We start from the raw sequence: 17955 nt of genomic DNA, 5'->3' as shown, positions 1-17955 counted from the left end.
CCCTTTCTCCGTGTTGGCAACATGGTAGTAGTTATTCGTAATTTAGTATACTACACTCACCCCTGGACAGGTATATTTCACTAAACAGAAGCGTGCTGACGAGTAATGAGCCAAACATCCGGCAGTACCGATGCAATACCACCAATTTGAGCAGCCGATTCGATCGGTTTTGTCATCAATATACGCAAAAGTTTAATGTGATCGGCGCTTATCTCACCCTGGTCGGCCCGACGTAATCCCCGCTCATTTATGTCATACATGTACGTTTTGTCACTTGACAGTGGCTGACCAGAAACATCAACCGACAGATTCAGTTCATACCCAGTCAGCTCTGCATAGTGGAGATAAAACCAACTTTGAGTTAACTGTAGAGGTATGCTCATGGCATCTAACCCCATATATACTTCACTCAGCACACCATACCACTCTGGCTCATCAATACTTTCGCTCGCCCTCGATACGAGGTTAATTGCCTCGTATCCAAACTGTAAGCGATCGTAATCTTCGAGAATGTATCGATAAAAATGCACAAGTTGGGTTGAGGTAAGAATACCCAGGTCACCCTTACCTGTGTTAATCACCACATCGCTAATCGCAAATAATTCTATCCCTCCAGCGAGCTTACTTTTCTCTCGTCGGACACCTTTCGCCATCACGCTGCGTTGACCCAGTGGTGTAAGTAGACGCAAAATACGATCAGCCTCACCATAATTGGTTCGTCTGAGCACGATCGCCCTAGTGCGCTCAACGCTCATAGAAGCACCTTTCGAACTGCCGTAACAACATCTGATGGCTCCATAGCTGTTTTGTCGAGCACGCACCTCACCCCATACTGCTCTAGGGTGTCCGACTTGATATCTGACGCTATATTAGTGCAAAGTATAACCGGAATGGTTGCAAGATCACTATGGGATTGCAGTTCATGCAACAAAACCAGCCCGTTCGGCCCAGGCATGAAAAAGTCCAGAACTATGACATCTGGACGCGCAGAGTCAATCTCTATCATAGCCTCGACACCATTACGCACACATGTCGCTCTGTAGCCTGCCTTTTTTACCGTTCGAGCAAGTTGATCAGCAAACCATACGTCATCATCAACGATCAGTACACGCCCCGCCATAGTCAGAATAACCTCATCTGCGTTGACGCACTTATATCAACATAAAATGTCGCGCCGTCTCGGTGTCGAGTTGTGCCTATCGACGCATTCATCGCTTCTGCAAATTGATGAGCAATGTATATCCCCAAGCCGCTGCTCTCTGGCCGACTATGAAGTGGTTGTGCTCGATTACCAAGCGAAGACTCAAGCTGTCGCCAGACCTTTGTCGGAATAGCTGGTCCATAATCACGGACTCCGAGTCTGATTCGCGTACCGTTGTCATGCGACGATGCCGTAATGACAACAGGCGCGTCACCCTCAGCATAGTGCAGTGCGTTATCGGCGAAATTAAGCAATATCCTACGGAGTAAATCACGATTCGCTAGGCCCAATAGCGGTCGACTACGACGGTTTACCATAATCTTGCGCCCCTTTGCTCTATATAGTGGAGATAGTTCAAACGCTACCTCCTCGCACAATGAGATTGGGTTGATTGGCTCAAGTGTAAACAAACCGTCCTCGAGACGCGACGTACGAGTGAGGTCAGCCGTCAGACGAAGCGCACGTTCGCTCGTCAGAGTAATCTGTCGAGCCAAAGTTTCAATCTCGTCAGGTGAACAATCCCCCGCCTCCAGCGCAAGCGACAACTGGCGAACCAGCGCAAGCGGAGACTTCAGCTCGTGTGCTGCCGCAACAAAAAGTGGTGTATGAGACAATACACCACCCCCCGCCAGTAGTTGCTCACTCTTCCCCTCGTTCATACGTATGAACCCAGTGTAGCATGACGAGGGTATTGGGCGGTAGTCTACTGCCTACTCGTTGAACTTGACTGTTTTGAGTAGTGCCTCAAAATCAGCCTTGAATACATCTCCATCTGTACGTATCGTTAGCGTACGATCTCGCATCTTGATGAGAACAGCCGTACCATAAACATCTGCATTGAAGTTGCCTTCTATCTTTGTTCCTGTATGTACACCGTCTGCATATACGCTTGATTTGAGACTACCTTTTTTAATCTCTTTATCGTAGGCTGCTACTGCCTGGTCATAAGTCTTTTGTTCGATTGTGATACGAATAGCAATCTTCTGGTTGTCACCAACTGGTGGAACATAAATCGGGTTGAGGTACGCATGATACGTCACGCCACCACCCTTGCTAACGTCAGTCGCCTGATACGCGCTCCACGTTTTTGGGTAATCAAACGTCAGACGCCCATAATCTGACGGACCAGCAAACTGCCGCATCGGTTCTTTTTCCTTTTTCTCAAAATCAGCCTCGAGTTTTTTTGAGTTCTCTAGAACCGCTTTTGCAGTTGCCTCCTCTACCTTGGCGTCAACATTCTGCTTCTGATCTAGGTAATTAACATAAGCCCAGACACCAAACGAGCCAAACACTAATACGAGGATAACGAGCGCTATAATAGCAAAAATGCTACCATTAATCGCCCCATGTTCGAGATTGCGACGTGTATTCATGCTTATGATTATACGTGGTAGATATGCTTATTGTAAAGGAGCAACCTGGTAGAGATGATGTGCTCCGAGTGATTTCACCAGCTTCGCCCCATTCACCTCAAATGCATAGCTCATGAGCATAATCTCGCGCTCCAACCGATTAGACTCCTGTTGGACATATTCAAACATTTTATGGATATCCCGGTCTTCACCAAATACGTAGACAATCGTCACGTTATCTGGTAGTTGAGTTTTCCAAAAATTGGCTAATTTCACCGAAACACGTGAATCATGGCGAGAGAGCCACTTTGAGACGGCTACAAGAATCGGATGAATCTCATACCCCACTACCCGCGCACCGAGCCGACTCGCCTCACGAAGTACGACCCCGTCACCAGAGCCAATATCAACCAGCACATCCCCAGGAGACAGTTTATATAGCTTGGTAAAGGCTTTTTTGAGGTCAGACCTCTTTGACGGAACATACGGTGCCCCCGTAAATGCCACAAACCCAATTGTGACAATAACTACTCCGAGAACAACCCAAAACCACATATGGAATCAATCTCTGCTAGGCATCAAACTTCTGCTTCAAGACTGTGATTTCATTTTTTAGACCTGATAGGTCCTTTTCAATTTCATCTGCCAATTTTTCAGCCTCTTTGTATTTATCGAGAGCCACCTCAAGCTCGAACTCCTCGCCCTCAAACCACGCGACCAGCTCGCCAAGCTTGGTCATTTTTTCTGATATAGATTTATTTTCTTGAGACATCTTTTACCTCCGCTATTATAGTGTCCTGCCGTCGCTCAATAGTGATACACTTACCAGGTATAGCCTGTCCGCGGATCATTGCATATCCACGTTTTAAAACCGCTCTAGGGTCATAAGCTACTAGCACCTGGCGCTGTGTCACCACCTGATTGAGCAGAATATCGGCTCGCGCATTCAGCATACTTAGACCATGACGCAACAGTTGCTTAGATTCATCATCAATGTCCGTCACAAACTGCTCCATGCGAAGCAATATACGACCGACTAGATGGCGAAGTGAAGCAACAAGTTCGCGCCTGTCTGGTACGAGAATCTGGGCAGCGTTACTTGGCGTTGCCGCCCGAACATCAGCCGCCAGATCAGCAAGCGTCTTATCAATCTCATGCCCCACCCCAACTAGCGTTGGAATACGGCTGGAAGCAATCTCGCGTACTAGCAACTCATCGTTAAATACATTCAGATCATCAGCACTACCCCCGCCACGAATAATCACCAGCACCTCAGGTAGAACCTCTTTCTCGTTGAAATACTTGATCGCTCGAATGATCTGATCAGCCGCGCTAGCCCCCTGAACTTGGGTGTGTGCGACGTCTACTCGCAATCCGCCCCAACGTTCATCAATAATTTTGACAAAATCCGCATACCCAGCCGCCTGCACGCTACTGATTACACCAACATAATTTGGAATCTCTGGCAGAGTTCGCTTTCGCTCTGCGGCAAATAGTCCTTCTTTTTCAAGCTTTGCTTTCAATAGCTCAAAACTTTTTTTAATACTTCCCTCGCCACTTGGACGAATCGACTGAATCGTCAGGCTAAATTTTCCCCACTGAGTAACTTTTGGCGACGCCCGAACCAGGACTTTCATGCCGTCCTCAACCTGAACTCGCAGGTTGTAAAGCGACATAAAACACCCGACGCTAGTCGTTTCGTCTTTCAGGTCAAAAAATACCCACTTACCCTGATTAATCTTAAAATTAGCTACTTCGCCCTCAATCTCAACGATTGGATACGCGTATTCAAGCGTCTGATTAAGGCTGGCGACAAAATCGCTAACATTAAATATTGGCGTCTGGTCGCTTACCATACTTCATAACCACTCGTTGATAAAATACCCATCCGATAATAATCGTTACTGCGAGGACAATCGCCCGAGTAAGCACAATTCCGGCAATCGCCTCACCCTGCGGCATGCCCGCAACTGCTAGTACAAACACCATAATAGCCTCATACGCCCCCGCGCCACCTGGCGTAACGATTGCAAATGCCGCAAGACTCGCTAGACCATAAGCAATCAGAATAGGCGCAGGATTCACCGGCGATCCAAGCGACCAAAAAACGATCCAGAATATCGCCACCTCTGTAATAGTAAAGAACAGGCCCCACAAAAACGGCTGTAATAGCACCCTCTTGTCGCGCATCATACTCTGGTAATCGTCTGACATATCGTCAAGAAACTCAACTAGCTTCGACGGCTTAATAACTTGCTCGACTCGACCAAATGTCACCTTACGAACGATTTTGTTGCAAAAACGCGATATCCGCTGCGCGACACGATGCATACGCTGTGGATCACCCATAAGATACATTCCGCCAATCGTCACAAAAACCATCACCGTTACAAGCGTGGAGCTCATCAAAATAATCCACCGATTTAGATGTCCATCAATCGTAACGACGAAGACCGCAATAGCGAGTAGTGCAATCAAACTAGCAAATCCCGCTACATAGCGCAGTACCTGTGCCATCGTCGCACGCCCAATTGGCACGCCGTAGCGCGCCAACCGCCAGTTCATATAGGAGATACCACTGACGCCACCACTAGGAAGAATATGGTTTACAAAGTTTAATTCAAGTGAAATGCGCGCTTGCGTCCACATACTTACATCTTTTATGAGATGTTTCTGGCGAAGATACGAAAACACCATCTCTCCCGACGCAAGATATCCAGCGATTATAACTGGTACCAGTAGAGCTAGTATCCAGGGGTCCACTTTTCCGATCAGTTCCCACGCACGAATTAACTCCTTGCGGGAAAAGAACAATATCACGCCGATCAGCACAAATGTCAAAATGCTAATCCACGTCCTTAGCGATAGCTTCTTCATATCTATCCAGTATACTATAGATATGTACATCGCTATACTTGGTCGCCAACCTGCCCTAGGCATCGCCGAACTTGAACGGCTCTATGGACTAGAGTCTGTTCGGTGGTTTTCCGATATCAGCGTAACTATTTCCACACCCAAATTTGACCTGGACATTCTCGGTGGAACCAAAAAAGCTGGTCGTGTTGTTGCCGAACTATCTGGCGACTGGCGTCGCGTCGGCATAGAGATTGTCCGCACCTATCTCGACGCCTGGAGTAGACACGAAGGCAAAATTACACTTGGTATCAGTGCTTACGGATTCAAATCTACCGCACGCGACATCCAGAAAACCGGCCTAGCACTCAAGTCAAAACTAAAAGAAAAAGGCGTCAGTCTTCGCTTAATTCCAAATGCTGAACTGGCCCTAAACACCGCAACCAGCCACCACAACAAACTGGGATTGTCGAATAATCATGTCGAACTATTGGTAGTTCGCTCGGCTAGCGGTAAGGTAATCGTCGCCGAAAGTATAGGTGCGCAGAATATCACCGCCTACGCTCGACGCGACCGCGATCGCCCACGCCGTGATGCTTTTGTAGGTATGCTACCTCCAAAACTAGCCCAACTCATGATCAATCTAGCTATTGGTGAGTCACGATTTGACGGCGACACACAAAACAAACATATTCTAGACCCATTTTGTGGAACTGGTACAGTCCTCCAGGAAGCTCTTCTCAGGGGCTACTCCGTCTACGGCACCGACCTCAGTCAAAAGATGATTGACTACACCATCGAAAACCTATCCTGGCTCCAAAAGACCCACAAAAACATTGGCACAATATTGTCTATTCGCCAAGGCGATGCCACTAATTTTCAGTGGGTAGAGGCCAACTTCCTAAGCGCCGTAATCTGTGAGACCTACCTCGGACAACCGTTCTCAGCACCGCCAAGACCCGAAAAACTTCAAGAAGTTATCAAAAACTGCAACCATATTATCAGTGAATTTCTCAAAAACCTCGCTCCACAACTAAAATCAGGTACCTCGTTATGCATCGCCGTACCCGCCTGGCACGACGGACATCGCCACTTCACCCACCTGCCACTAATCAATCAGCTCGAAAAGCTCGGCTACACTCAGGTCACCCTAAAAAATATTCGTAACGAACAACTTCTCTACTATCGGGAGAACCAAGTTGTCGCCCGAGAGCTACTTATCCTCAAAAAGGCTTGACGAAACCGCCAAAAGAGCGTAAAATGGAACAGATTGATTTACTAGTGTTTTAAGGAGTCACAATGTCAAAGGTTAAAGCAGGCGGTTCAAGCAAGAACATCCACAACAACGCCGGTGCACGTCTCGGTGTGAAGCGCTTTGGTGGTCAAAAAGTCTCCGCCGGCGAAGTTCTTGTTCGCCAGACCGGTAGCACAAAGATTGCTGGCCCTGGCACATACACCAGCCGCAATTTTACCATTCATGCTGCGGTTGACGGTGTCGTCAGCTTCAAAAAGGTTAAAAAAGCCTCATTTACTGGTCGCACTCACCCTCGTACGCAAGTTTGCGTTGAATAGCTTCCACCTATTCAATAACAAATACCCACTTACAGACAAAGTGGGTATTTTCTTTCGCAAACCCAACCCCTACACAGCAGTTAAGCGACTTTTAAGATCACCTATCGACGCAGGTAATCGCTTCTGGCGCCGATCGATTGTTGCTAAGCTGTCTCGTAAGCTGCAAAGACTTGAACCAATCTCACTCCCATACGCCTCCATACCCAATCTATCGTGCTGCATCTGGTCGATAAGCGACATCATCCGGTTGAAGTAGCTTCGAGCCTCATCAGTTTCATAAGCAACAACACCTCGATCGTAAAGCAATTCAGATATCGCACTGTCCGCACTATTCAAAGCCGACTTTATCTTTTTATAACTCTCCTCGTCGAGTTTAGTACGCGCCTCAGACTCTATGTCTTCAATCGCTGACTGAAGCTCCAGTATGGCCCGCTTATCACTCTCAATACCCGTAGTATCATTTGACACCGCCCGACTCGCTGGACCCGCATAGTCGTCAATCAAACGACGGATACTGCCAGAGTCAACCGATTCCGCTTGCCTCAGCTTCATCACTATACTATCAACCTCATCAAGCATTTCGTCCAACGCCCGACGGTATCGCTGACGCTCTTGAGAAGTCTCGTCGAAACTATACTCGAGTCGATTTACACGGTCTATTAGCTCCGCCCTGATCGTTTCGATTGCCAACTCCTGATGACGATACAGCTCACCGATCGAGTCTTCTGGCGATCTCGTATCTAACCCATCATTAGCATCAGACCCATCTAGCGAAGCTACATTGGAGTCAGCAACGCGCTCAGCAAACGCCTGCAAGTCAGCGATCTGCTCTCGTAGATTAGGCTCTGCGGGCTTATCTACTGCTATCTCAGACAATCCGTTTGTCATTGGCTCAAATTCAACATTTCGTAAGCTAGTCCCGATGTCGCGACAATCACTTACAAACGCACGAAGCTCACGTTTACCATCGTCACTCTCAATATAGCCAACCTGAACTCCGTCTACTGCAGTCGACGGATCAAATCCAATCTTGGCTAACATCTCATCTGCAATCACCTGCTGTTGTTCGGTAGTCTCGCCCGCATCTGCGGCCGATAAAACTGCCTGCTCAATCTTGCTCATCTGAGCGGTAGTAAGAGTCGGTGTATTTTCTGGGTCATACGTATATCGTACTGGCTTTTGGTCGGCATAAAGCTCAGCGTCAGCGCCAAGCTCCTCTAGGTTAGTGCGATGAATCGATTCAGGGTTCTGTTTGGCCATATAGTAACTATTCTATTTTTGTACTTTTTAACTTTATGGTCTAATTATAGCAAAAAATTGCCAAAAAGTCAATATACTTATGGCAATTCCTCTACTATTTTTCCCTATGATAGTTGACCGTCTAGGCCGAGATGGTGCTTAACTCGTGCAACCACATCGCCGATCACCACTTGCGACTTCACAAGATAGTCATCAACTCCAAGTTGCTCTGCCCTCTCCTTGTCCTTCGGCTGGCTAAGTGCAGTAAGCATGATGACACGAATATTTGTGGTTTCTGGGGTATTACGAAGAATATCAAGAACATCAAATCCACTAATCTTTGGCATCATAGCGTCCAGCAAGATCAAATCAGGCTTAAACGACACCGCTGCCGAGAGCGCATCTTCACCATTATTTACTTCATGGATTTCAAAACCCTCAAGCTCAAGCCTTGAACGATACACGGCAGCTAGTGCTATATCATCTTCTACTAGTAGAATCTTTTTCTTTGTAATATCCATATACCTTTTCCTATCGTTTCTATCTACAGTATACCATAAGTGTTATTTAGCTAGATCCATCGCTTTGTCGCGCTGTGGATCGCGACCAGCATTCATATCATCGGCTGTCAGCTCTACGATCGCTTCTGGAGTAATCCCCTCCTTTGTAATGTTTTTACCCTTTGGCGTATACCAGCGTGCTACGGTAACCTTGAGAAGACGACCATCAGCAAGATTCAACACCTTTTGAACCGTACCCTTACCAAACGTCTTCTGGCCGACAAGCGTTGCCTTGCCATGTTCCTGAAGCGCACCTGCCAATATTTCACTCGCACTTGCACTATCTCTGTTGACAAGCAAAATAGTCTTCATTCCATCGAGGATCGCCGATGAGCCCGTTTTTACTTCATCTGTCACCTTGTCGCCAGCTTTTTCCGTCACGACTATCTGATTATTGAGCCATATCCCCGCCACATCTCGTGCCGCATTGAGATACCCTCCACCGTTATCACGTAGATCGACGATCACAGCTTTAACACCCTGGGATTTTAGCTCACTCGCCGCCTGACGCGCCAGAGATGCCGTCTGTGCGTCAAATCGTGAGATAATCATCGTACCGACTCCGTCAGACACCGACCATCGCACACTAGGATCACTCACCTGAGCGCGTACTATAGTAAAATCAACAGTCGATTCTCCACGCTTCATCGTCAACTTAACAGAGGTACCAGCCTCACCACGCACCCTACTAGCAACGGCCGAAGCGTCCTTGCCCTCGACCGACTCACCATTAACCGCAACGAACACATCTCCGCTCTTTACGCCCGCCTTTTCTGCTGGCGAGTCATTCAGCACCCTCAAAACCGTTGGCTGGTTGCTACGCCGACCAATCTCGCTTCCAATCCCGGACACCTGACCGCTGAGACCTCTGTTAAACTCCTCGGCTTCTTTTTTATCCATAAATACCGTATAGCGATCGTCCGCCGCCGCAACCATACCGCGGACTGCTCCATCACTTAGGGCATCGGCATCAAGCTTACCATCGTAATTTGCCCTGAGATTACGATAAGCATCCTGCAAAACAGAGGTGTTAAGCGAGTCAGCACTCGCCTTTATGCCAAACACTGGCGCAATCGCTGCATACAGTTGATCACTACGCGTTCCAGCGATATAACCCACTAACGCTACGAAAGCAATCGATACAAAAAAGGTACTTTTTGACACCATATTGTCTCTACGACGTGTTTTTACTGCGTCATCATGTGGCGTATACTCCGTCACTACTAACTCCTTGATTCTAACTACTTAACAATAGTATAACGCACCCCAGGGCGGGCGCGCTATAGACTTTTACATGTTTTTGCTTAAGCTAAAAACGAAGGTAGATAACTCGTGAGGCAGACTTACTGATTGTCATAGTTGAGTACTCACCTGTACCGCCGAAGTTATATTGACTGACGTAGACATTGTCGCCAGAAACGCCCTCGACAACCATGAGGTGTCCAACTGGAGCCAATCCGGGCGTAATCGGCAGAACGACAGCATCACCAGGCGCTGGGTCACTGACACGAGTCGCTTTTGTACCGTTGCCCTTACGAGCACTCCATTCCCATTCGTAAGCCATACCATCCCCACGGAATGGCGCAACAGGTTTGCCATAGCCGTTTTGGATACGCCATGCTGCGTAAGAGACGCATTCTCGGGTATAAAGATTCCACGGATCGACACCGTAATCTAGCGGGCCGGCACAGAATGGATATCCTCCGCCACAGCCTCTATTGCCGCTAAAGCTCGTAATCGTCAGCCCACCAATTATACCGCTAGTAAATCGACCACCACTCTGTTGCTGGAGCGATGCATAGTAGGCCCGTTGCTGAGCGGCTGCATTTTCAACTTGGGCCTTTGCGTCATTTGCCATCTGCTGATACGCCGCCTCGTCGTTGCGTGTCTTGGCGACAAGCTCCGCTTGCTCTGCTTCTTTGGCGGCCAGTTGGGCCTTTTGGTCTTTCTGCTGGTCGAGGACTTTTTTGACCTCATTTTGCTTTGACTCAAGTTTCTTTTTTAGAGAATTGATCTGGTCAATCGTGTCACTGAGGGTATTTTGAATAGAATTACGATACTCCTGCTGGTCGACATAGTCGCCAATATTTTTGCTACTAGCGAGCATCTCAAGTGGCGTAATCGAGCCATCGACATACATATCCGCAATAATTCGGCCAAGCGCTTCTTTGTTGTCGTCAATCTTCTGTTTAGTCTCTTCGATCTGCTTTTGTAACGCATCATACTGCTTCTGGCTGAGATCAATCTGCGCTAAAATAGCATTTTTCTGTGCAGTAATCTGATCAAGCTGCGCCTGCAATGTATTGGCCTGCGCATTTAGGGCACTAGCCTGCGATTGATACTGTTGCATCTGCGCATTAAGCGCTCGCATCTGGTCATCCCACTGGTCGGCGAATGCTTGACTCGTCAGAGCCATTGGGGAGCTTATCCCCATCACAACAGCAGTTGCCACGAGAGCCGACTTCGTGACTAACCCATGTTTTGAAACTGTTGTGGTGGACATTAGTTTCATTGTCCACATGTTACCATAAGCAATATAGCACAGTCAACCCACGGTCATATTATCGTACTAAATTTTGAGGTGTCGACGAGTTGCAAACAGCGACGAAACCGTTCCCACCAGAGACCCAATGCCAATCATCGCGAGTAAGACAAATCCAATATAAGTTGTAATAAAATCAACGGTCCCCTTTACTACCACTCCATTATCGGCAAGTCCATTTCCAGTGAGATAAAGGACACCTACACCAATAAACGTAGCAATCACAGCGGCAATTAGCCCATAAACTATCGCTTCAACAACGAACGGTCCACGGATAAAGCTCTTGTTTGCACCAATCAGCTTCATCATCTCGATCTCATCGCGACGATTAAATATAGCCATGCGGATAGTGTTAAAGACTATCAAAGAAGAGATCACGACAAATAGGATACTCGCCCCGATGCCGACACGCTGAGCAAACCCAATCCATTGACCGATATTTTGAATCGCAGTTCGACGCGCACCAGCAAATGACGGCGCCCTCTCGGGGTGGATAAGCTTCTTGAGAGTCTCGCTTTTCTTTACAAACTCATCAAGCTGAGAGGTGTCATTTATATCTTTTAGGCTAACGCGGATCGTTGAAGGGAGCTGATTGGTCGCCAGATTGATGGCATTGAGAGTCTTTTTGTCAGTCTTGTTGTCCTGTGCTGTTTGCTCACGAGCGCGATCCGAGTCTATAAACGTGACATCACTCACGTTTGAGAGCTTCTTCAGCTCCTTCATGATTGGGAGAGCCTGCTCCTCCTTTGTACCCGTTTTTAGGTAAATCGACATGTCGACTCGCCTGCTGATTTCATTCACCGAGTCGCTCAAGACATTTTGCGCCACTAGTGTCATAAAGATAATCAACAAGGTTATCGTCATAACCGCTGTTGCTGCAATTGTCAACCAGGCATTACGTGTAAAGTTGTTGATTCCGTATCGACACATCCTAAGAAATGTCATCCATTGACGTCGATGATATTTTTGCTGCGCAAAAGCGCGTGCATTCTTGTCTTTTGCCATTATTGTCGGTAACTCCCTTGCGCCTGATCGGACGTGATCTTGCCATGATCTATGGTGATGACTCGACGCTTCAGTTTGTTTACTATCTCGACATTGTGTGTCGTCAAAAGAACTGTTGTTCCGTATTTATTGATCTTTTCAAGCAGTCGAACAATATCCCAACTGTGCTTCGGGTCAAGATTTCCTGTTGGCTCATCAGCAATCAGGATCTTTGGCTGACGCACTACCGCACGAGCAATCGCAACGCGCTGGCGCTCACCACCAGACAGCTGATGTGGGAAGTTCTTCTCTTTACCTTTTAATCCCACGAGCTCAATCACCTTTGGCACGGTAGTTTTAATCTCACGATTTGTCATACCCGCAATTTCAAGAGCAAATGCCACGTTTTCAAATACTGTCCGTTGTGGGAGAAGTTTAAAATCCTGAAACACTACACCGATTTTGCGCCTCAGTAACGGTATGTGTTTGTCTTTAAGCGTATCGTAATCAATACCTCCGACAACAATCTTGCCACTTGTCGGCTTTTCCTCACGAGTCAACAGCTTAAGAAGAGTTGACTTACCAGCACCAGAAGTACCAACAATAATCACAAATTCATTTGGCTCTATATGAAGCGACACTCGGCTTAGGGCCGGCTTCGCCTCTTTGCTATAAGATTTCGTTACCCTATCTAACAGAATCATTGGTGACAGTATAGCATAGAATAACCACAAGGGCTATCGCGACAAGCACATGTTAGCGATTACCAGCTACCGCTTGCACCGCCACCGCTGAAGCCACCGCCACCGAAGCTTCCACCGCCAAAGCCGCTCGAAGATCCACCGCTACTTGATCCGCCACCGAAATGCGTTCCACCAGCCCACCACGAGGGTTTCTCACCTCGAGACGTACGACTGCGATAATTTTTCGAGACAAAATAATCAAATACTAGTCCAGCTATGGCCAGGGCGCCAGCGCCAATAAGCGCACCTAGCGTCCAACTCATTAGTCCAGCAATAACAATACCGAAACCGCCGCCAATCACACCACCAGCCCACCAGCTCTTACTACGACCAAGGACCGAACCAAGCCAAGGAGCTAATATAAAACCAAGACAAGCCAACCAAAACGGATTAAACTCTTCGGCCATTGAGCCCATCTTGCCCTCATTAGGGTCCGCGCGCCCCTCAACCTGAGCTGTGATACTATCGAGCGCCATATCAATCCCCTGTGCATAGCGACGCTCACGAAACTCTGGTGCTATAACGTTACGAATGATTCGACCAGACTCTACGTCCGTCAGGTCTCCCTCTAAGCCTCTACCAACTTCAATTCTAACCTTGCGATCCTTGAGGACAATGAGCAACAGCACCCCGTTATTCTTGCCCGATGTCCCGATGCCCCACTTGCGAGCAACATCAATTGAGTACCCTTCTATATATTCGCCCTCACCCAGCGTTGGAACAATCAATACACCTATCTGGTAATCTTTTTTCGAGCGACTGTTGTTAATTTTTGCCGACAGACGGTTAATGTCTTCGGTGGTCAGAGCCTCCGCTTGATCAACAATCGGCCTATCCAGAGGCGGCGCCGGAGGAACCGCAAGCGCCGAAACAGATGGCGCAATTAGCCCAACTGCGACCAGTGCCACAAACATCGATCCGATGACTTTTCGGCGCAGGCTTCCCCCCATCGCAATCATAGTCCTATTTTGTACCGAAGTTTACTTTTGGAGCGTTCTCTGTGCCAGACGCAGACTCAAAGTACGCCTGCTTTGAGAAGCCAAAGATACCGGCTACGATGCTCGTCGGAAATGTCTGCACTCGAGTATTATACGGTCGTGCAATTTCATTGTAGTCAGAGCGTGCAACAGCAATACGGTTCTCCGTGCCCTCAAGCTGCACCATCAAGTCACGAAAGGCTGCGGTCGTCTTTAGGTCTGGATAATTCTCTGCAACTGCAATCAGCCGACTCAGCGAGCCAGTCATTTGGTTTTGCGCCTCAACGTATTGTTTAATCTGCTCTTGCGAAGAACTTGCGTCGATAGTCATTTTACCAACCTTTGCACGCGCCTCTGTCACGTTCGTCAAAGTAGTCTGCTCGAAGTTCGCCGAACCTTTAACGGTATTGACCAGGCTGTCGACCAGATCTGCTCGACGCTGGTATTGCACCTTAACGTCACTAAATGCTTTTGTGACTTTTTCGCGCTCACCAACAAGACCGTTGTACGTCCCAATGAGCAAAGCTCCAATCAGCACGACAACCACCGCAATAACGCCGATAACACCAAACTTTTTCTTCATATCTACTCCTACGGATGACCCGTCATTCGTAATGTTCTTACGTATACCAGTATACACGACTCCCTGGATTGGCAGTAGCAAATTAGCCTATAAATCCTAGGAAATACCTTGAGATAAGTATGCATCGATAAATTCGTCAATCGATCCATCAAGGACTCTTTGCACATCACGATTCTCATGCTTGGTTCGCGTATCCTTGACCATAGTGTAGGGATGAAGGATATAATTTCTGATCTGCGCCCCCCAGCTTGCAGACTCTCCTGCGCGTAAATCAGCAAGTGTTTCGGCGTGTTGCTCTAGCTTCATTTGAGTTAGTTTCCCGCGAAGGATCTTAAGAGCTGTTTCTCTGTTTTGTATCTGACTACGCTCGTTTTGAATAGCAACGACAGTACCAGTAGGAATATGTGTTACGCGCACAGCTGAGTCGGTCGTATTGACACTCTGACCGCCATGGCCGCCACTTCGGTATACGTCAATCTTTAGATCCTTATCGGCTATAGAGACCTCATCTGGCGCATCAATCTCGGGCATAACCTCAACCAGCGCAAAACTGGTCTGACGAAGATTATCGGAATTAAACGGACTAAGACGAACTAACCGATGAACACCATGTTCAGACCGAAGTTTACCATAAGCGTAAGCACCACGTACAATATATGTTGCACTCTTGATTCCTGCCATTTCACCTGTTGACCGCTCAACAAGCTCGGTCGCAAGGCCAGATTTTTCCGCCCAACGCAAATACATACGCTCGAGCATCTCTGTCCAATCTTGCGCGTCAGTACCACCAGCACCGGAGCTTAGCTTGAGAATAGCACCACGTCCGTCATATTCACCATCAAACAGCAACTCTTTGCGACGCTCCCGATACTCATCTTCAAGCGCATTAATCTGCTGCTCGAACTCAGGCAGCATCGTCTCATCACCCAAATCCATCAACTCAACTATGTCTGATATTTGAGATTTTAACACTTGCCACGGCTCAACCTGACCGTGTAGCGTAGCCGACTCACGCGCAAGAATCTGAGCGCGCTCGGGATTCACCCAAACATTGGCGTCAGACAGCTGTTCCTCAATTGCCGTCAGCTCCTCCTGCTTTGCGTCAATAGCCAGCTGATCGTAGGTGGCAGAGATCTGCCCTAACAGATCAAGACTTCGTTTCTTTAGCGGTTGCATTGTTGTCTATTATATCATTTGGGTTTGAGGCCTCAACTACCTCCTTCCATCGATCTAAATGACTTAAGCGTCGCACCAGAAACGGATGAGTACTAAACGTCTGCGCTAAGCGATTCATTGGTCGCTCGGCATTGTACTGCAGCCACTGACGAGCAATGTCATTCATACCACCAGCCACATCGGGCCCAACATGCACCTTGATAAGGGCGCTCTTGACCAGCTCCGAATTGCCCATATACATAAGCGCCAGACGATCACACGTCAGCTCTGCTCGTCGTTGCCAAAAACCAGCAAGCCAAGTAAATATAGAACCAAGCACCGGCAGACTCATGAACGGTATAAAGTAAAGAGACGCAACTGTATGTCCGTATTTAATGTGACCCATTTCATGCACAACAACCGCCTTTAGCTCATCATGTGAAAGATAGCGAATAGACCCCGAATGGAGAACGATCGTATATGGACGCACGAAACCAAACGAATAAGCATTGATGACTGGATCTTGGGTAATAAATATCTCAACCCGCGGTAATTCTAAGTCAGCCGAAACCTCATTCACCCAGTCGCGCAGCCAAGCATAGGCGCTATACTCTACCTGAAGAGCATTGCCGAGCATGTTCTGCCGCTGCATCTTTATAATGAACATACCGATCAATATCGCTAAAATAAACAAGAATACACCGCCAATCATAACACCGATTAAACCTATCGTCGCCACAATCGGCGTTAACGGCTCTTCTTTTGTGGCCTCAATAAAATAGCTAACGATAAAGTAACCGCACGTCAATAAAAAGAACGTTACAAACGTCATCGTCAGCACGATCAAATCACTAGAAGAATACGCACGCTGCACCGCCAGCTGTCCTTTGGTATATTTTTGCTGATCCATTCCTACAGCCTCCCTACCGCCGTCGTAAACTGCTCGCCACGGTCTATGTAACTTTTATATTGGTCAAAACTAGCACTAGCTGGGCTAAGTATAACGACTCCGTTCTCCTTTGCTATCGAGCTGGCCGCTGCGACAACCGCATTCATATCACCAGTTTCTCTGTGTACCGACACGCCCAACTCCTTGCATAAATCATAAATACGTCCTCCCGTCTGTCCAATAGCAACCACTGCAGCTTCTGCGCCTCGACAAGCCTCTATAAGAGTGCGATAATCCGCACCCTTATCTGAGCCACCGAGTATGATGACCTTTGGTTGAGTAAACGCCGATAAAGCGGCAATTGCCGAACCTGGAGTTGTGGCGATACTATCGTCATAGTAGCGTACATTATTTACTTCTCGAACGAACTTGAGACGATGTGGTAATCCAGTAAAACTACGGAGTCCAGCTTCAACAGCATCAACTGACGCCCCAGCTAACAGTGCGGCACTAATCGCGGCACAGGCATTTTCGCAGTTAAATGCTCCTGGAATTTGCATAGCGTCGACCGAGCAAATAGGCCTATTTTGGATAAAGAACAGGTCATCTCGTACATAGACTTGCCGATCGTCAGGAATCGCATACCTAACCTTGTGTGACAATGCTCCCTCAACAACCTTTGCCGTGTTATGGTTTGTCGGATGGTAGATCACAGTATCATCTGACGACTGGTACTTGACGATATTTGATTTTGCCAAAAGATACTCATTCATGTCTGCATGCACATCCAGATGGTCTTGTTCTATCATCAGGACAACAGCAATCTTTGGACTCATTTTGATGTCCCATAGCTGAAAACTACTCATCTCATATACAACAACGTCATCAGGCTGGATCGACGAGAGAGTATCAAGCGCAGGTGTACCTATATTGCCAACTAGATGCACATTTCTACCACTTGCTCGCAATATAGAGGCAATCAAACTACACGTCGTCCCCTTGCCCTTTGTGCCAGTCACCCCAATAATCAGCGCTGGGCAGCGCGTAAAAAACTCATTTGTTGCCGACCATATAGTGCCGTCAGTCTGAATTAGACCCGGGTTCAAGCCCGCCGTCCTAACTACCAGGTCAAACCCATGTAGCCTGGAGAATGCTCCCTCGCCGAGTATGGTATTAGCACCATCTGGAAGCGGTCTTTTTGGCGCACTATTCTCATCGACAATCGTTACATCATCGCCCCGATCAGCGTAGTATCGATAGCTTGACTCACCTTCAATTCCGTATCCAGCAATTGCAACTTTCAAT

Annotated in this window: 21 protein-coding genes; 2 read left to right on the top strand and 19 right to left on the bottom strand. The window is 47.7% G+C overall.

From position 1 onward, the window contains the following. Positions 1-80 precede the first annotated feature (80 nt). From recO to GWK75_01130, 8 genes are read right to left on the bottom strand one after another with little or no spacing between them, the layout of a single operon-like run. On the bottom strand, positions 81-755 hold the full coding sequence (recO, locus tag GWK75_01165; protein QHU91073.1) for a DNA repair protein RecO: 675 nt from the start codon (positions 753-755) through the stop codon (positions 81-83). Beyond that, a complete protein-coding gene (locus GWK75_01160; protein QHU91072.1) occupies positions 752-1120 on the bottom strand; it encodes a response regulator in 369 nt (122 codons plus the stop codon). Before GWK75_01160 ends, recO begins: the two co-directional genes overlap by 4 nt. A gap of 2 nt (positions 1121-1122) precedes the next feature. Further along, entirely contained in the window at positions 1123-1860 is a 738-nt protein-coding gene (locus GWK75_01155) for a hypothetical protein (protein ID QHU91071.1), read from the bottom strand. Between the two features lie 51 nt (positions 1861-1911). Continuing rightward, positions 1912-2574 carry a hypothetical protein gene (locus GWK75_01150; GenBank protein ID QHU91070.1) on the bottom strand — a complete coding sequence of 221 codons (663 nt, stop codon included), beginning with the start codon at positions 2572-2574 and terminating at the stop codon, positions 1912-1914. Positions 2575-2601: 27 nt separating this feature from the next. Beyond that, positions 2602-3108 (bottom strand): methyltransferase domain-containing protein, encoded by a 507-nt coding sequence (locus GWK75_01145; GenBank protein QHU91069.1) that lies wholly within the window; start codon positions 3106-3108, stop codon positions 2602-2604. A gap of 16 nt (positions 3109-3124) precedes the next feature. Then, complete coding sequence (locus tag GWK75_01140) at positions 3125-3325, bottom strand: hypothetical protein (GenBank protein QHU91068.1); 201 nt, start codon at positions 3323-3325, stop codon at positions 3125-3127. Continuing rightward, positions 3309-4409 (bottom strand): exodeoxyribonuclease VII large subunit, encoded by a 1101-nt coding sequence (gene xseA / locus GWK75_01135; GenBank protein QHU91067.1) that lies wholly within the window; start codon positions 4407-4409, stop codon positions 3309-3311. The genes GWK75_01140 and xseA overlap by 17 nt, the downstream gene beginning before the upstream one ends. Further along, positions 4381-5430: a flippase-like domain-containing protein gene (locus GWK75_01130; protein QHU91066.1), complete on the bottom strand. Its 1050-nt coding sequence runs from the start codon at positions 5428-5430 to the stop codon at positions 4381-4383. The genes xseA and GWK75_01130 overlap by 29 nt, the downstream gene beginning before the upstream one ends. 22 nt (positions 5431-5452) lie before the next feature. On the opposite strand from GWK75_01130, the gene GWK75_01125 reads away from it, so the two are divergent. Both GWK75_01125 and GWK75_01120 read left to right on the top strand, forming a co-directional pair. Beyond that, positions 5453-6643 carry a methyltransferase domain-containing protein gene (locus GWK75_01125; GenBank protein QHU91065.1) on the top strand — a complete coding sequence of 397 codons (1191 nt, stop codon included), beginning with the start codon at positions 5453-5455 and terminating at the stop codon, positions 6641-6643. A 62-nt stretch (positions 6644-6705) separates the two neighbouring features. Continuing rightward, entirely contained in the window at positions 6706-6978 is a 273-nt protein-coding gene (locus tag GWK75_01120) for a 50S ribosomal protein L27 (protein ID QHU91064.1), read from the top strand. Positions 6979-7047: 69 nt separating this feature from the next. Here the strand turns inward: GWK75_01120 and GWK75_01115 are convergent, their stop codons facing one another. From GWK75_01115 to murD, 11 genes are all read right to left on the bottom strand, one after another. Continuing rightward, positions 7048-8238, bottom strand: a complete 1191-nt coding sequence (locus tag GWK75_01115; protein ID QHU91063.1) for a hypothetical protein — start codon at positions 8236-8238, stop codon at positions 7048-7050. Between the two features lie 104 nt (positions 8239-8342). Continuing rightward, complete coding sequence (locus tag GWK75_01110) at positions 8343-8738, bottom strand: response regulator (protein QHU91062.1); 396 nt, start codon at positions 8736-8738, stop codon at positions 8343-8345. A 42-nt stretch (positions 8739-8780) separates the two neighbouring features. After that, positions 8781-9998, bottom strand: a complete 1218-nt coding sequence (locus tag GWK75_01105; protein ID QHU91061.1) for a PDZ domain-containing protein — start codon at positions 9996-9998, stop codon at positions 8781-8783. A gap of 88 nt (positions 9999-10086) precedes the next feature. After that, positions 10087-11289 carry a CHAP domain-containing protein gene (locus tag GWK75_01100; GenBank protein ID QHU91060.1) on the bottom strand — a complete coding sequence of 401 codons (1203 nt, stop codon included), beginning with the start codon at positions 11287-11289 and terminating at the stop codon, positions 10087-10089. A gap of 57 nt (positions 11290-11346) precedes the next feature. After that, positions 11347-12324, bottom strand: a complete 978-nt coding sequence (locus GWK75_01095) for an FtsX-like permease family protein (protein QHU91059.1) — start codon at positions 12322-12324, stop codon at positions 11347-11349. Next, positions 12324-13007 (bottom strand): cell division ATP-binding protein FtsE, encoded by a 684-nt coding sequence (ftsE, locus tag GWK75_01090; GenBank protein ID QHU91058.1) that lies wholly within the window; start codon positions 13005-13007, stop codon positions 12324-12326. The genes GWK75_01095 and ftsE overlap by 1 nt, the downstream gene beginning before the upstream one ends. Before the next feature lie 59 nt (positions 13008-13066). Further along, positions 13067-14005, bottom strand: a complete 939-nt coding sequence (locus tag GWK75_01085) for a methanol dehydrogenase (GenBank protein ID QHU91057.1) — start codon at positions 14003-14005, stop codon at positions 13067-13069. A 4-nt stretch (positions 14006-14009) separates the two neighbouring features. Then, a complete protein-coding gene (locus GWK75_01080; protein ID QHU91056.1) occupies positions 14010-14606 on the bottom strand; it encodes a LemA family protein in 597 nt (198 codons plus the stop codon). Between the two features lie 96 nt (positions 14607-14702). Continuing rightward, positions 14703-15782, bottom strand: a complete 1080-nt coding sequence (locus GWK75_01075; protein QHU91055.1) for a peptide chain release factor 2 — start codon at positions 15780-15782, stop codon at positions 14703-14705. Further along, the gene (locus tag GWK75_01070) at positions 15754-16671 is read right to left on the bottom strand and encodes a M48 family metalloprotease (GenBank protein ID QHU91054.1); all 918 of its coding nucleotides are present in this window, start codon (positions 16669-16671) and stop codon (positions 15754-15756) included. Before GWK75_01070 ends, GWK75_01075 begins: the two co-directional genes overlap by 29 nt. A gap of 2 nt (positions 16672-16673) precedes the next feature. Beyond that, on the bottom strand, positions 16674-17954 hold the full coding sequence (gene murD, locus GWK75_01065; protein ID QHU91053.1) for a UDP-N-acetylmuramoyl-L-alanine--D-glutamate ligase: 1281 nt from the start codon (positions 17952-17954) through the stop codon (positions 16674-16676). Position 17955: the final 1 nt, after the last annotated feature.

Source organism: Candidatus Saccharibacteria bacterium oral taxon 955 (assembly GCA_010202265.1).
Classification (GTDB): Bacteria; Patescibacteriota; Saccharimonadia; order Saccharimonadales; family Saccharimonadaceae; genus Saccharimonas.
The sequence above is the reverse complement of the archived record's forward strand: the minus strand, read 5'-3'. Positions and strand labels throughout refer to the sequence as shown.

What these genes read in the sequence shown, in the direction of transcription:
- GWK75_01100 (QHU91060.1), bottom strand. Translation starts at nt 11,289, where the DNA reads ATGAAACTAATGTCCACCACAACAGTTTCAAAACATGGGTTAGTCACG.
- GWK75_01070 (QHU91054.1), bottom strand. Translation starts at nt 16,671, where the DNA reads ATGGATCAGCAAAAATATACCAAAGGACAGCTGGCGGTGCAGCGTGCG.
- GWK75_01155 (QHU91071.1), bottom strand. Translation starts at nt 1,860, where the DNA reads ATGAACGAGGGGAAGAGTGAGCAACTACTGGCGGGGGGTGGTGTATTG.
- GWK75_01125 (QHU91065.1), top strand. Translation starts at nt 5,453, where the DNA reads ATGTACATCGCTATACTTGGTCGCCAACCTGCCCTAGGCATCGCCGAA.
- GWK75_01145 (QHU91069.1), bottom strand. Translation starts at nt 3,108, where the DNA reads ATGTGGTTTTGGGTTGTTCTCGGAGTAGTTATTGTCACAATTGGGTTT.
- GWK75_01095 (QHU91059.1), bottom strand. Translation starts at nt 12,324, where the DNA reads ATGGCAAAAGACAAGAATGCACGCGCTTTTGCGCAGCAAAAATATCAT.
- recO (QHU91073.1), bottom strand. Translation starts at nt 755, where the DNA reads ATGAGCGTTGAGCGCACTAGGGCGATCGTGCTCAGACGAACCAATTAT.
- GWK75_01150 (QHU91070.1), bottom strand. Translation starts at nt 2,574, where the DNA reads ATGAATACACGTCGCAATCTCGAACATGGGGCGATTAATGGTAGCATT.
- GWK75_01110 (QHU91062.1), bottom strand. Translation starts at nt 8,738, where the DNA reads ATGGATATTACAAAGAAAAAGATTCTACTAGTAGAAGATGATATAGCA.
- GWK75_01130 (QHU91066.1), bottom strand. Translation starts at nt 5,430, where the DNA reads ATGAAGAAGCTATCGCTAAGGACGTGGATTAGCATTTTGACATTTGTG.
- GWK75_01120 (QHU91064.1), top strand. Translation starts at nt 6,706, where the DNA reads ATGTCAAAGGTTAAAGCAGGCGGTTCAAGCAAGAACATCCACAACAAC.
- GWK75_01080 (QHU91056.1), bottom strand. Translation starts at nt 14,606, where the DNA reads ATGAAGAAAAAGTTTGGTGTTATCGGCGTTATTGCGGTGGTTGTCGTG.
- GWK75_01115 (QHU91063.1), bottom strand. Translation starts at nt 8,238, where the DNA reads ATGGCCAAACAGAACCCTGAATCGATTCATCGCACTAACCTAGAGGAG.
- GWK75_01085 (QHU91057.1), bottom strand. Translation starts at nt 14,005, where the DNA reads ATGATTGCGATGGGGGGAAGCCTGCGCCGAAAAGTCATCGGATCGATG.
- GWK75_01075 (QHU91055.1), bottom strand. Translation starts at nt 15,782, where the DNA reads ATGCAACCGCTAAAGAAACGAAGTCTTGATCTGTTAGGGCAGATCTCT.
- GWK75_01160 (QHU91072.1), bottom strand. Translation starts at nt 1,120, where the DNA reads ATGGCGGGGCGTGTACTGATCGTTGATGATGACGTATGGTTTGCTGAT.
- ftsE (QHU91058.1), bottom strand. Translation starts at nt 13,007, where the DNA reads ATGATTCTGTTAGATAGGGTAACGAAATCTTATAGCAAAGAGGCGAAG.
- GWK75_01140 (QHU91068.1), bottom strand. Translation starts at nt 3,325, where the DNA reads ATGTCTCAAGAAAATAAATCTATATCAGAAAAAATGACCAAGCTTGGC.
- xseA (QHU91067.1), bottom strand. Translation starts at nt 4,409, where the DNA reads ATGGTAAGCGACCAGACGCCAATATTTAATGTTAGCGATTTTGTCGCC.